This is a genomic window from Lysobacter sp. TAF61, assembly GCF_052113485.1.
Lineage (GTDB): Bacteria > Pseudomonadota > Gammaproteobacteria > Xanthomonadales > Xanthomonadaceae > Lysobacter_J.
In genome coordinates, this window is record NZ_JBFRDH010000006.1 from 170,140 (window position 1) to 183,945 (window position 13,806).

General features: G+C 66.6%; 12 protein-coding genes. 9 read left to right on the plus strand and 3 right to left on the minus strand.

Annotated features, from left to right (window positions below):
* Positions 1-35: 35 nt before the first annotated feature.
* Positions 36-839 carry an SDR family oxidoreductase gene (locus tag AB4Y64_RS14510; RefSeq protein ID WP_441817166.1) on the minus strand — a complete coding sequence of 268 codons (804 nt, stop codon included), beginning with the start codon at positions 837-839 and terminating at the stop codon, positions 36-38.
* A 528-nt stretch (positions 840-1,367) separates the two neighbouring features.
* On the opposite strand from AB4Y64_RS14510, the gene AB4Y64_RS14515 reads away from it, so the two are divergent.
* Complete coding sequence (locus tag AB4Y64_RS14515) at positions 1,368-2,411, plus strand: OmpA family protein (RefSeq protein WP_441817167.1); 1,044 nt, start codon at positions 1,368-1,370, stop codon at positions 2,409-2,411.
* 75 nt (positions 2,412-2,486) lie between these two features.
* Here the strand turns inward: AB4Y64_RS14515 and AB4Y64_RS14520 are convergent, their stop codons facing one another.
* Together AB4Y64_RS14520 and AB4Y64_RS14525 are read right to left on the minus strand one after the other, a co-directional pair.
* The gene (locus AB4Y64_RS14520; protein WP_441817168.1) at positions 2,487-2,963 is read right to left on the minus strand and encodes a hotdog fold domain-containing protein; all 477 of its coding nucleotides are present in this window, start codon (positions 2,961-2,963) and stop codon (positions 2,487-2,489) included.
* A gap of 81 nt (positions 2,964-3,044) precedes the next feature.
* Positions 3,045-5,513: an acyl-CoA dehydrogenase gene (locus tag AB4Y64_RS14525; RefSeq protein ID WP_441817169.1), complete on the minus strand. Its 2,469-nt coding sequence runs from the start codon at positions 5,511-5,513 to the stop codon at positions 3,045-3,047.
* Between the two features lie 335 nt (positions 5,514-5,848).
* On the opposite strand from AB4Y64_RS14525, the gene AB4Y64_RS14530 reads away from it, so the two are divergent.
* From AB4Y64_RS14530 to AB4Y64_RS14565, 8 genes are all read left to right on the plus strand, one after another.
* Complete coding sequence (locus AB4Y64_RS14530) at positions 5,849-6,478, plus strand: TetR/AcrR family transcriptional regulator (RefSeq protein WP_441817170.1); 630 nt, start codon at positions 5,849-5,851, stop codon at positions 6,476-6,478.
* A gap of 31 nt (positions 6,479-6,509) precedes the next feature.
* A complete protein-coding gene (locus AB4Y64_RS14535; RefSeq protein ID WP_441817171.1) occupies positions 6,510-8,315 on the plus strand; it encodes a phosphoenolpyruvate carboxykinase (GTP) in 1,806 nt (601 codons plus the stop codon).
* Positions 8,316-8,322: 7 nt separating this feature from the next.
* The gene (locus AB4Y64_RS14540; protein ID WP_441817172.1) at positions 8,323-8,907 is read left to right on the plus strand and encodes a 2OG-Fe(II) oxygenase; all 585 of its coding nucleotides are present in this window, start codon (positions 8,323-8,325) and stop codon (positions 8,905-8,907) included.
* A gap of 23 nt (positions 8,908-8,930) precedes the next feature.
* Positions 8,931-9,962, plus strand: a complete 1,032-nt coding sequence (locus tag AB4Y64_RS14545; protein WP_441817173.1) for a hypothetical protein — start codon at positions 8,931-8,933, stop codon at positions 9,960-9,962.
* Complete coding sequence (locus tag AB4Y64_RS14550; protein WP_441817174.1) at positions 9,959-11,575, plus strand: tetratricopeptide repeat-containing sulfotransferase family protein; 1,617 nt, start codon at positions 9,959-9,961, stop codon at positions 11,573-11,575. Before AB4Y64_RS14545 ends, AB4Y64_RS14550 begins: the two co-directional genes overlap by 4 nt.
* Positions 11,576-11,649: 74 nt before the next feature.
* Entirely contained in the window at positions 11,650-12,246 is a 597-nt protein-coding gene (locus AB4Y64_RS14555; RefSeq protein ID WP_441817175.1) for an RNA polymerase sigma factor, read from the plus strand.
* Positions 12,243-12,758 (plus strand): hypothetical protein, encoded by a 516-nt coding sequence (locus tag AB4Y64_RS14560; RefSeq protein ID WP_441817176.1) that lies wholly within the window; start codon positions 12,243-12,245, stop codon positions 12,756-12,758. The genes AB4Y64_RS14555 and AB4Y64_RS14560 overlap by 4 nt, the downstream gene beginning before the upstream one ends.
* Before the next feature lie 67 nt (positions 12,759-12,825).
* Positions 12,826-13,743, plus strand: coding sequence for a DUF4097 family beta strand repeat-containing protein (locus AB4Y64_RS14565; protein WP_441817177.1), 918 nt, complete (start codon positions 12,826-12,828; stop codon positions 13,741-13,743).
* Positions 13,744-13,806: the final 63 nt, after the last annotated feature.

Genomic DNA, 13,806 nt, shown 5'->3' on the forward strand with positions numbered 1-13,806 from the left:
CGTAATCGTCGCGTAAATTCTTCCGCGGCCAGGTGCTATCGGCTGCTTGTCATCGGGTTCGGATGATGGACGTGCGGTATCTCGACGCCGCCGTTGAGGTAGCCATCGAGCCAGTCCCTGAAATGCAGTGACGCCAGCAGCGCCCCGGGTCCGGGGGTGAGCGTGTGGTCATCCAGGATTGCGTCGTAGTAGCGCGTCTGGGGGTCTGCCACCACCGGCCGGTCGTCCTGGTAGCTGTACATGACCCATTGCACGAGTTCGCACAGCCGGTAGGTTTCCGGGCCGGCGATCTCGATGACGGTGCTGGATGGCGGCTCCGCCACCAGTTCGGCCAGGCGTTCGGCGACATCATCGGCGGCGGCAGGCTGCACCAGCGCCGGCGAAAGATGGACGATGTCCCTGCCGCTGCCCGGTGGAATGATGTTGGCCATGAACTCGAAGAACTGCGTCGCCTGTACCAGTGTGTGCGGGACATCGGAGGACTGCACCAGCTGTTCCTGCGTGTCTTTTGCGCGGAAGTAAGGACTGCTCTGCAGTCGCTGCGTTCCCACGACGGAGAGCGCGATGTGGTGGGAGACGCCGGCGCGCGCGCCAGCCGCAAGCAATTGCCCGGTGGAGCGACGGAAGAATTCGCCCACGTCCGGTTCGTCGAACGAGGGCGAGTTGGTCACATCGATCACGGTATGCGCGCCGTCCAGCGCCGCCTGCAGGCCCACGCCGGTCACGGTATCCACGCCGGATCTTCGCGAGGCAGCGAACACGTCGTGGCCGCGCTGCTTCAATCTGGCGACCAGCTTCGATCCGACCAGGCCGTGCCCGCCTGCTACCACGATCTTCATTGTCCGGTTTCCTGTCGTGTGCGCGTGATCCCGGACCATAGTGCGGCAGCCGCAGTGAAGGAAGGCGCGGTCCCGGACACCCGGTGTTGTCCATCGCGCAACAAAGCCCGGGGCGGCATGACGCTCCGCGAGTTCCGTATTCCGCTGGTACAAAGCGTTGGATGACACGACAAGCCGGCAAGAATCACGCCAGTGCCGGAAGTTTCGCGCGGGCCGGATATTGTTGCCGTCTGTCGGACAGGTATCGGCCTGAACAGCAACCGATCGCATCGCGATCGACCTGCTGCGCCCGTGTTTCTGCCGAAACCGTGTCTCCGCATTCAAGTGCAATAGCGAACGGCCGCAATGACTTGCATCGCATTGCTTCGCCCGATGCTGTCGAAATCGCCTCATCACCGCTCGCTTTCGAATCGCGCGGCGCTTCACTGCTGCTGAACGGCACCGGTTCCACTGTCCCAGACCTTGCGGGCGCGGCCCGCGGTGTGGAGAAGGGCAATGAAACGCACGTCGATAGTCTTGACCGGGGCCATGGTGGGGATTCTCGGCGGCATCATTGCACCGAGTCTTTTTGCCGTGGAGATCATCACGAAAGAAGACATCGTCAACAACGTGGTCAAGAAGGATCAGCTGGAGAAGGTGGCCGACAACGCCGTCTTCCTGCTCGACACGTCGTCCTCCACCAACCGCAAGTTCGGCGACACCGGCAAGCCGGTGGTGCAGGTCGTCAAGAGTGAACTCAGGAACCGCAATTCCTATTTCCCGGACCTTGGCTTCAATGTCGGCATCTATACCTACACCGGCTGGCAGGACAACTACCCCATGCAGCCCTACGACCGCGAAAAGGTCGATGCAGCGCTGGCCGGGGTACGCGACAAGGGCAGTGGCATCACGCCGCTCAACACCGGCCTGGAAAAGCTCGAGGGCATCCTCAAGCCGCTGACGGGCAGGACGGCGGCATTCGTGTTCTGGGATGGGGAGTACACCGGACAGAATCCGGCCGAGATCGCCAAGCGGCTGGCCAAGGAATACGACGTCTGCTTCTATGTGGTCAGCAGCGCAAAGCCGGCAAGGGAGGCCACGCTGACAACGGATGTGGAAAGTCTCAACGCCTGCTCGCGGGTGATACCGCTGGCCGACTTCTTCAACCATCCCGAGTACACCAGCGGCGCACTCTATGACGTCAAGGTCACCGAGCAGGTCGTCACCACGACAGACACCAAGGTGGTCGGCCTCAAGGTCGACAACATCAACTTCGCCTTCAACGAGACCGCGCTCGCCGACAAGGACAAGGTCGAACTGGACAAGGTCGCCGCGTTCATGAAGGACAAGCCCACGGCCTACGCCGTCATCGCCGGATACACCGACAACGTCGGAACCCGGGACTACAACGAGCGCCTTTCCCGCGACCGCGCGAAGATGGTCGGCAATTACCTGACGGAAAAGCATGGCATCGACCACGGCCGCATGGTGCTGTTCTGGTACGGGCCGAAGAATCCGCTCGTCGCCAATGACACCAAGGAAAACCAGGCGAAGAATCGCCGAGTCGAGATGAACGTTGGGCTGAAGAGCTAGCGCTCTGGTCCCTGCGCCCTCCAGGCCGATGCCGTTCGCGGTCCGGCCTGGTCGTGCGCGTTTGACAGTGCGCCGCTAGGCGGACGCCCGGCGCGGCGACACCCACATCATGATGCGCGCCCGGAACACGACCTCGCCTGCATCGTCCTTGACCGCGACGCTCACCGGCAGCTCATAGCCGCTGGCCGATTCGACCACTGGCATGTCCGGCGTGGCCACGCCGTGCATCGTGCCGGTCGCCTTCTTCAGGTACTCGACGCTCATGCCCTTGGGGATCCAGCGCATGCTGGCGGGGATGGTCGCGTCGGTCATCACCCCGGCGCTGAGTTCGGCCAGGTTGCACAACGCGATCGCATGCACCGTGCCGATGTGGTTGTGGACCCGGCGCCGGTCGCGGATGCGCACCTCGCAGCGGCCGGGCTCCAGCGCGACGAAACGCGGCGCGATGGTGGCGAAGTAGGGCGCCTTGAAGCAGATGGCACGCGAGAACAGCCAGTGGCCGGCGGGCCAACCGGTGATGCGGCGGTACAGCGCGAGGATGGGCGTGGCCATGGTCGTTGCGTTCCTTGTGGCGAAAAAGACAACGGCGGGTCATGCCCGCCGTGGTCTTCACTCGTTGCCGCTGCGATGGTTTCAGGCGGCGGCGCGATTGTCGTGCTGCAGGTTGCGGTAGCCGGCCGAGCGCAGCTCTTCGCTGTCGAAGTCGTCGACACTGATGGTATCGATGGTCATCTCGCGCAGCTCTTCCAGCTGGCGGCGCTCGTCGGCGGTGATCCAGCCTTCGCGCACACCCTCGTCCAGCTGCGAGACGAAATCGTGCGCCTCGATGTCGCTGTTCTTGAGCGCCTTGAGGAACTTTCGCTCCACCGGTTCGGCCAGGATCGCCTTCTGCAGGTAGCTGTTGATGCGGCCAGCCGGGTTGTTCTCGCCGGGCGTGGTGAAGATGCCTTCGGCGAGGCGATCGCGTGCTTCGTTCGGCGACATCAGCAAGGATGCGGTCTTGTGGCCAAGGCGGTCGCTCGGCGCCTGCGCGCGGCGGCCCCACGGGAACACCAGCAGCCACAGCAGCCAGCCGACCGGACGGATCGGGAAGTTGCGCAGCGCCGCGGAGAAGGCGATCTCGATCTTGTGCACGCTGTTGTGCACCGACCAGGCCAGCAGCGGCTGGTCGGACACCGGACGGCCCTGGTCCTCGTAGCGCTTGAGCATCGCGCTGACGATGTACAGGTGGCTGAGCACGTCACCCAGTCGGCCGGACAGCGATTCCTTGAACTTGAGCTTGCCGCCCAGCAGCAGCATCGAGGTATCGGCCATCAACGCCAGCGCTGCCGAGTAGCGGTTGAGCTTGCGGTAGTAGCGGCGCGTGTAGGTGTCGCCCGGGGCCGCGCCGAACCGCGCATTGATCAGGCCGTACCACCAGCTGCGCACGGCGTTGGAGATGGCGAAGCCGATGTGGCCGAACAGGTTCTTGTCGAACTCGCGCAGGCGCTCCTCGGGATCGGGCAGCGTGGCGGCCTTCATTTCCTTGAGCACCCACGGATGGCACAGGATCGCGCCCTGGCCGAAGATCATCAGCGAGCGCGTCATGATGTTGGCGCCCTCCACCGTGATCGCGATGGGCGAGGCCTGCCAGCCGCGGCCCAGGTAGTTCTTCGGTCCCAGGATGATGCCCTTGCCGCCGTGGATGTCCATGGCGTCCTGTGCCGCCTGGCGGCCCATCTCGGTGCAGTGGTACTTGGAGATCGTCGAAGGCACGGCCGGCAGTTCGCCGCGTGCGACCGCCGCGGCCGAGGCCTCGGCCAGTGCGCTGGCAGCGAATGCGTTGCCGGCCAGGCGCGCCAGCGCTTCCTCGACGCCCTCGAAGCGGCCGACCGAGAGGCCGAACTGCTTGCGGATGCGCGCGTAGGCGCCAGTCACCACCGCGGCCATCTTGGCGCCGCCGCTGGCGGTGGAGGGCAGGGTGATCGAGCGTCCGATCGACAGGCACTCCACCAGCATCTGCCAGCCCTTGCCGGCATAGGCTTCGCCACCGATCAACTGGCTGAGCGGGATGAATACTTCGCGGCCGTGGATGGGGCCGTTCTGGAACGGTGAGTTGAGCGGGAAGTGGCGGCGCCCGATCTCGACACCGTCGGTGTCGCGCGGCAGCAGCGCCAGGGTGATGCCGATGTCCTTCTTGTCGCCGATCAACCCTTCCGGGTCGTACATGCGGAAGGCAAGACCAATGAGCGTGGCCACCGGCGCCAGGGTGATGTAGCGCTTGTCGAAGGTCAGCTTGACGCCGACCACGCGCGCGCCGTTCCACTCACCCATCGCGACGATGCCGTAGTCCGGGATCGAGGTCGCATCCGAGCCGGCCCACGGACCGGTCAGTCCGAAGCACGGCACTTCACGGCCATCGGCCAGGCGGGGCAGGTAATGGTCCTTCTGTTCCTGCGTGCCGTAATGCATCAGCAGCTCGGCCGGGCCGAGCGAGTTGGGCACGCCCACGGTGGAGCTGACCACCGAGGAGATCGAGGCCAGCTTCTGGATGACCTTGTGGTTGCCCAGCGCCGAGAAGCCCAGGCCGCCGTACTCCTTCGGCACGATCATGCCGAAGAACTTGTTCTTCTTGATGAAATCCCACACCGGCGGCGGCAGGTCCGCGTGGACGTGGGTGATCTCCCAGTCGTTGATCATCCGGCACAACTCTTCCGTCGGGCCGTCGACGAAGGCCTGCTCGTCGGCGCTGAGGGTCGGCTTGGCCTGGCTGAGCAGCACGTTCCAGTCGGGCTTGCCGGAGAACAGCTCACCTTCGAAGCCGACCGTGCCGGCTTCCAGCGCCACGCGCTCGGTTTCCGACAGCGGCGGCAGGATCTTGGTGTAGAAGCCCAGCAGCGGCTTGGTGATGAACGGCAGGCGGAACTGCGGCAGCAGCAGCGGCACCGCGATCAGGGCGGTGATGAAGGCGGCCACCAGCGTGGCGGTTGCATTGGCGCCCAGCAGCCAGCAGGCCACCAGCGCTGTGGCGGTCAAGGCCGCCCACACCGGCAGGCGCAGCCGGTGATAAGCGGCGATGGCCCCGACCAGCAGGAAGGCAATGAAAGGAATCGCAATACTCATGACAACGCTCCAGCGGCGATGCGGCTAATTGAAGGTCTGCAAGCAGGCCAACCATCGGGGTGTGGGCGCAGCGGCCATTCAAGCAACCGCATCAAACGCTCAACATACGGCCGAGTATGGTAAGGTTGCCGGGCCGCTGTCAAGGAAGCCGGGGCCGGAAGGGACGATCAGCGGTACAGGTCCGGTTTTGCCGTTTACCAGAGCGTAACCCGCCCGTCGCGGCCCGGCGGCACCCGCGCGGTCACCTCGGTGTTTCCCGCCGCGCCCTTGCCGTCCCGGTGTCTTTACAGAATGCATACTGTTCCCGGCGGTGCCGTATGGATAAACTTGTCGCCATGAGCTCGACCGCGAACCCCAAGCAGGACCGTCCCGGACAAGCCCGCAATGGCGGCTCCGGCAGTGAACGAACCGGCCGCCTCAGCGCAGACGATTGGGCGCAGGCCGCGCTCGACCTGATTGCCGAACAGGGCGTGGCCGCGGTCGCGGTCGAACCGCTGGCGCGCCGGCTGGGGGTGACCAAGGGCAGCTTCTACTGGCACTTCCCCTCGCGCGACGCCCTGCTGGTCGCGGCGCTGGAGCGCTGGGAGAAGGTCGAGCAGGAGACCGTCTTCGGCCAGCTCGAACCCATTTCCGATCCGCGTGAACGCCTGCGTGCGCTGTTCACCCTGGTCGCGCACGAGTTCAAGTCGCACGTCATCTATTCCGAGCTGCTCAAGGCGCTCGACCACCCGGCCGTGCAGCCGGTGATCGGGCGCGTCTCCGAGCGCCGCCTCGACTACCTGACCGCATCGTTCCGCCAGGCCGGCCTGGCCCGCACCGATGCCCAGCATCGCGCCCGTCTGCTCTACGCCGCCTATGTCGGCTTCCTGCAGTTGAACCTGCAGTTGCACCAGGCACGCATGCAGCACGACGAATTCGAGGCCTATGTCGAGCACATGATGGCCACGCTGATCCCTTCTTCTTGATAGCCCAGCCCCCGCTGGAGGATGTTTGCAAATGAATGCGATTTCACACGACGTCTCGAAACCTGTCATTGCACCGGGGAGCGAAGGCGGCAAGCTGGCGGCGCTGAACGCCTGGGTCGCCCAGGTCGCCGCGCTGACCCGGCCCGACGCGATTGTCTGGTGCGACGGCAGCGACGCCGAGAATGCCGCGCTGATCAAGCAGATGCAGGCCGACGGCACGCTGGTCAAGCTCAACGAGCAGACCCATCCCAACAGCTGGCTGCACCGCTCGCACCCGGACGACGTCGCCCGCGTCGAGCACCTGACCTTCGTCTGCACGAGCGAGCAGGAAGACGCCGGCCCGAACAACCACTGGATGTCGCCGGCCGACGGCCACCAGCAGATGGACGCGCTGTTCGACGGCTGCATGCAGGGCCGTACGATGTACGTGATCCCGTACTGCATGGGTCCGATCGAATCGCCGCTGTCGCGTTGCGGCGTGGAGATCACCGACAGCCCGTACGTGGTCGCCAACATGCGCATCATGACCCGCATGGGTGCGCCGGCACTGGCGCGCATCGAGAAGGAAGGCGCGTTCGTCCGTGGCCTGCACTCGATCGGCGAACTCGACCCCGAGCGCCGCTTCATCATGCATTTCCCGGAAGAACTGACGATCAAGTCGTTCGGCTCCGGCTACGGCGGCAACGCACTGCTCGGCAAGAAATGCCACGCCCTGCGCATCGCATCGCACCAGGCCCGTTCGGAAGGCTGGCTGGCCGAGCACATGCTGATCCTCGGCCTGGAGAATCCGCAGGGCGAGACGCACTACGTGGCGGCTGCATTCCCGTCGGCCTGCGGTAAGACCAACCTGGCCATGCTGATCCCGCCGGAGGGCTACCGCGCCCAGGGCTGGAAGGTGTGGACGGTCGGCGACGACATCTGCTGGATGCGTCCCGGCGCCGATGGCCGCCTGTACGCGATCAACCCGGAAGCCGGCTTCTTCGGCGTTGCTCCGGGCACCTCGGACAAGTCGAACCCGAACGCGCTGGCCTCGATCCAGCACGACACCATCTTCACCAACGTTGGCGTCACCGCCGACAACCAGCCGTGGTGGGAAGGCCTCGACAACGGCCAGACCCCGGTCACCGACTGGCGCGGCAATCCGTATGACGCCGCCAAGGGTCCGGCCGCGCATCCGAACTCGCGCTTCACCGTGTCCGCCAGGCAGTGCCCGAGCTACTCGGAGCAGGCCGAGAATCCGGCCGGCGTGCCGATCAGCGCGATTGTCTTTGGCGGCCGCCGTGCATCGCTCGTGCCGCTGGTGTTCGAAGCACGCGACTGGGCGCACGGCGTCCTCGTCGGTGCCGCGATGGGTTCGGAGACCACCGCTGCCGCCACTGGCGCGGTCGGCGTGATGCGCCGCGACCCGATGGCGATGAAGCCGTTCTGCGGCTACAACTTCGCCGACTACTTCAGCCACTGGCTGTCGTTCGACAAGGCCGACGCGAAGCTGCCGAAGATCTTCCACGTCAACTGGTTCCGCAAGGGCGACGACGGCAAGTTCCTGTGGCCGGGTTTCGGCGACAACCTGCGCGTGCTGGAGTGGATGATCCAGCGCGTGAAGGGCGAGGCCGGTTCGGTCGAAACGCCGATTGGCCACCTGCCGGCCGACGGCGACCTCAACCTCGATGGCATCAGCCTCAACGATGAGGCCCGCGCCAAGCTGTTCGGCTTCGACCATGCCGGTTGGCAGGCCGAGTTCGACAGCATCGGCGAGTACCTGGACGAGTACGGCCCGCGCATGCCGCAGGCCCTCAAGGACGAGCACAAGCGCATCGCCCGGGACCTGGCTGGCTGAGGACTCCATGATCGATAATCCCGCCGCGCTCGCGGCCAGTCGTGAACTGCTGATCGACGGCCGCCCGCTGCGGGTGTTCGACGGGCACCTGCCCAACGTCGGCGACTACGTGCGTGGCCTCTCGCGGGCCGCGTACACGCGCACCGAAATTGCCCGGCCGGAGACGGCCGAGCACAAGCACTGGGCCACCGAGGTGAAGCTCGAAGCCCTGTTGCAGCAGCCGATCTTCGACATCACCCGGCGCGCCGTGCTCGGCTTCACCACGGCGACGTTCGGCTATCGGCCGTATCGCGCATACACCAACGTCGCGTCGTTCGGCGACATGCTTTTCACCCATACCGATTGCCTGCCCGACCAGCACGACCTGACCGCACTGTGGTACCTGTGCGAGAACTGGGACCTGGAATGGGGCGGCGAAACGATGTTCTTCGACGCCCAGGACGAAGTCGCCGCGGCGATCCAGCCGCGCCCGGGCCGGCTGGTGATCTTCGACGGTGCCATCAAGCACGTGGGTCGCCCGCCGAACCGCATCTGCTATGCGCCGCGCTACACGTTCGCGATCAAGTTCGAGCGCCAGGCCGCGGGTCGCTGAGCGGGCATGACGGCGTGGCGTCGATGATCGACTCCGCAGCTACGGCGCTGCAGCGCGCTGCGGATGCCAGCTGGTTTCCGCTCGACCTCGACGTACCGGCACGCAGCTTCAGCTTCGCCCGGCTCGATGTCGAAGCGCTCGAGCGTTCCACGTTCATGGACACGCGCCTGGATGCGGCAATCGCGCAGGTCGAAGCCGTGCAGGCTGACGCGCTCGCGGCGATGCCGGCGCCAGCGGCGCCACCGGCCTGGCTGTTGCACACCTCGTTCTGCGGCTCGACCCTGCTGGCACGCGCGCTGCACGTACCGCCGCACCAGGTCGCGCTGAAGGAGCCGCTCGTATTGCGCCGCCTCGGTGATGCGCGTCATGCGGGCCGCTCGCTGGGAGATCTTTGCGAATTGTCGGCGCGGCTGCTGTCGCGACCGTGGTCCCCCGGTGGCGGTGTCCTGGTCAAGGCCACGCATGCGGCGCTCAACGTGGCCCCCGACCTGCTGGCGGCGATACCGGCCAGTCGCGCGGTGGTGCTGACCTCGTCGCTGGATGACTTCCTCGTCTCCAACCTCAAGAAGAGCGCCGAGACCCAGGCCAAGATTCCCGCCCTGGCCGAACGCGCGCTGCAAGCCGGGACGCTGCACCTGCGGTTGCCGTCGCAAGCGATGCAACCGCCCGACCTGCTGTGCGCCGCGGCGCTGCAATGGGCAGGCCAGCGCGATCTCGTCATGGCGCTGGCCACCCGCTTCGGCGAGGCGCGGGTGCGCGTGGTCGATTTCGACGCATTGCTTGCGTCGCCGGTGGAAGTGGCGGTCGCATGTTCGCGCTGGTTGCAGCTGCCGGCGTCGGAAGCCGACATCACCGCACGCGCCAGCGAGGTATCAAGCCGCAACGCCAAGGCGGTGTCGGTGTCCTACGGCGCCGGCCAGCGTGCACAGGAAGCGCAACTGGTGCTCGACCGTTACGCTGATGCGATATCCCGCGCCCGCGACTGGGCCAATCGTTACCTGCAGCCTGCACTGGAAACCCGTTTGCCGATGACCGCAGTGGAACACTGGACATGAGCGCTACCCTGGCTTCGCTGTGGCAGCAAGGCGAAACCTACGCCCGGCAGGGGCAGTGGGCCGCTGCGCTCAAGGCCTACGATGGCGTGCTCGGCCACGATCCGGGCCACGTCATGGCGATGTTGCGCGCCTCGCGCATGGCGCTGTCGCTGGGCCGCTACCGCGACTCGCGCGAATACGCGATGGGCGCGCTGGCAGCGCGCCCAAGCGGCGACGAGCCGGTGCTGACGCTGGCGCGCGCGCTGCGGATGTTCAATGAACCGCTGGCGCTGCTGGAGTGTGTCGAGAATTCGCGCTGGCGCGAGCGCAAGTCGGCGCAGTGGCTGACCGAGATCGCGATGCTGGTCAGCACCATCGGCGAGAACAAGCTGGCGATGGAGCTGCTCGACCTGGCCGTGCAGCGCGATCCAAGGAACCCGCCGACGCGCTATTTCCGTGGCGTGGTGCGGATGTTCTTTGGCGAGATGGACGCCGCCGAGCAGGAGCTGGAGCTTTGCATCGCCCAGCTGCCGACCTACGCCCAGGCGCACTGGGTCCTGTCGCGACTGCGCAAACAGACGCCCGACAAGAACCACGTCGAACGCATGCAGGCGCTGATCCCGCGCGTCGCTCCCGGCACCGAGAGCCGCGTCTACCTGGCCTATGCGGTGCACAACGAGCTGCACGATCTGGGCCGCCATGAAGATTCCTGGCAGGCGCTCGACCACGCCTGCAAGGTGAAGCGGCAGCTGTCCCCGCACGATCGCGACGACGCCCGCCGCATGTACGAAGGGCTGATGAAGCTGTGCGATGCGGGCTTCGTCACGCCCTCGGCGCAGTCCGCGGCGACGCAGCCGCCGTACGTGCCGGTGTTCATCGTCGGCATGCACCGCTCCGGCAGCACACTGCTCGAGCAGCTGCTGGCCGGACACCCGGATGTGGCCGACGGCGGCGAGACCTATTCGTTCACCTCGCAGATGCGCTACTTCGGCGACCACCGCAACAAAGGCGTCGCCGACGCCGAACTGGTGCGCCGTGCCGCCGCCATCGACTACGAGCAGGTCGGCCAGCGCTTCTACGAGCACACCGCCTGGCGCGCGCAGGGCAAGCCGGTGCTGACGGAAAAGCTGCCGTCGAATTTCCTCAACCTGGGTTTCATGGCCCGGGCGCTGCCGCACGCGCGCATCCTGCACATGGTCCGCGATCCGCTCGACACGTGCTTCTCCAACCTGCGCACGATGTTCTCCGACGTCAACACGTTCTCCTACGACCAGCGCGAGCTGGCGCAGTGGTACGGCCAGTACCACCGCCTGATGGCGCACTGGCATCAGGTCATGCCGGGCAGGGTGCTCGACGTCCATTACGACAAACTGGTCGCCGACCCCGAGGGCGTGATGCGCGGCGTGCTCGACTTCTGCGGCCTGCCCTGGGACGCGGCCGCTACCCGCCTGGACCGTGAGCAGGGCGGGGCCGTGGCCACGGCCAGCAGCCCGCAGATGCGGGGCGGCATCATCAAGAACCGCAGCGCCGCCTGGGCTCCCTACGAGGACAAGCTGGCGACCCTGATCGAGGGCCTGGCGCCGTACCGCAACGTCACGCCGGGCCATGCCGGCCCGGACGCCGCCTCCGGCTGACCTCCCGCAGTCGGCGCGCCTGGGGCCGGGTCGGGTACTTAAACCGGCGGCTCGTTCGGCGCATCACAAGGACCATGCTGACCGTCGTGACCGAATTTCTGACCGATGCCCCTGCCGCCAGCGATGACGGCGCCGACGAACGTGGCCTGGTGGCCGCGGCCGCGCGCGGCGAAGTGCGGGCCTTCGAGTCCCTGTATCGGCGACATGCCGGTCGCGTTCATGGCGTCATCGCCCGCCTGGTCGGCAACCAGGGGGCGCGGGCCGAGGACCTGACGCAGGAAGCGTTCGTGCGGGCGTGGCAGGCACTGCCGGCGTTCCGATTCGAATCGGCGTTCTCGACCTGGCTGCACCGGCTGGCGGTCAACACCGCGCTGATGGAACTGCGCAGCCGCCGCAGCCGCCCGCAGGACGACGGCGATTCCGACGAGGAGGTCTTCGACCTGCTCGGCAGCACCGACTCGGCCGGTCACACGACCGCGCTGACCATGGACCTGGAACGCGCGGTGGCGACATTGCCGCCCCGCGCCCGCGCCGTCCTCGTCCTGTACGACGTGGAAGGTTGGAAGCACGAAGAGATCGCCGCCGAACTGGGCATGGCGGTCGGCAGTTCGAAAGCGCAATTGCACCGCGCGCGTGGCTTGCTGCGCGAGCGGCTGGGAGGACAGGCATGAACAGCAACGACAAGAATATCCATACCCCCGAAGACGAGCTGCCCGACGCACTGCGCTGGCAGTTGCGGGCGATGCGCCGCGACGTCGAGCCCGGCAGCGACCTGTGGCCCGGCATCGCCGGACGCCTGCAGGCGCAGCGACCGAAAGCGGCAACGCGTCCACGCTGGCTGGCGCCGGTGGCGATGGCGGCGACGCTGGTGCTGGCGGTGGGCATGGTCGGTGTGTGGCGCGGCGGCGACGTCGGCGACGCGCCGGTCGGCGCTCCGCCCAGGGCCACGCTCGTCCAGCGCGAAGCCGAGGGCATGACCCTGCAATACCAGGCCGCCTTGCGCGAGGTCGATGTCGGCCAGCCGCCGATGGAGCTGCAGCCGGTCTTCGATGATCTCGACCGCAGCGCCGGGCTGATCCTGCAGGCACTCACGCGCGATCCTGATTCGCGCCTGCTGCTGGAGCAACTGCGCCGCACCTATGCACGCCGCCTGGCCCTGGCACAGCGCCTTGTCTATGCGTGATCCGTACCGCACCACCTCGATTTCCCGTCTTGAACCGCGAACCACGCCCGCTTTCCGGAGAAACTCCATGACCCGCGCCAATTTCCAACGTCTCGCACTCGGCCTGGCTGTGCTGGTGGCGAACTCCGCCATGGCGGCCACGCCGATCAATGAGACCCGGCCGCTGGATCCGCGAGGAACGGTCGAGGTCGAAAACGTCAAAGGTCGCGTCGACGTGCGCACCTGGGACCGGCCCGAGGTCAAGATCGAGGGCAGCCTCGGCCAGGGCGTCGAGAAGCTCGAGATCGAGGGCGACAGCGGCCACCTGACGGTGCGGGTGAAATACCCCAATCGCGGCGGCGGCGGCCTGTTCGGCAGCAACGACAAGAGCGAACCGACCGACCTGCGCCTGACCGTGCCGGTCCGCGCCGACCTCGATGTCGATGTGGTCTCGGCCGACGTTTCGGTCGAAGGCATCGCGTCGAGCCAGCTCTCGATCGACAGCGTCAGCGGCGACGTCACCGTCGCCGGCGCACCGAACGAAGCCAGTGTCGACAGCGTCAGCGGCGACCTGATGCTGACCCTCAACAGCAACCGCGTGCGTGCCGAATCGGTCAGCGGCGATCTCACCCTGCGCGGCCGCATGAGCGGCGAAGTGGATGTCGAAACGGTGTCCGGCCGGGTCGATGTCTCGGTGCTGCAGAACCGCCTGCAGCGGCTGTCGGGCTCGTCGGTGTCGGGCGACATCCGCGTCGCCACCGGTCTTGCCAGGAACGGCCGCATCACGCTGGAAACCGTCAGCGGCGACCTCATCCTGGTGATGCCGGGCGACCTGTCGGCCAACGTCCGCGGCGAGAGCTTCAGCGGTGACCTGACCGCGCCGGGCGCGCAGGTGATCCGTCCCAAGCACGGTCCGGGATCTTCCTTCGAGCACCGCTATGGCAGCGGCGACGGCGACATCAGTATCGACACTTTCTCCGGCGATGCAACGCTGCAGCTCGATTGAGCGACAAGCACAAATAGCAAAAAAGCCCGGGTTTTCCGGGCTTTTTTCGTAATGGCGCTGCCG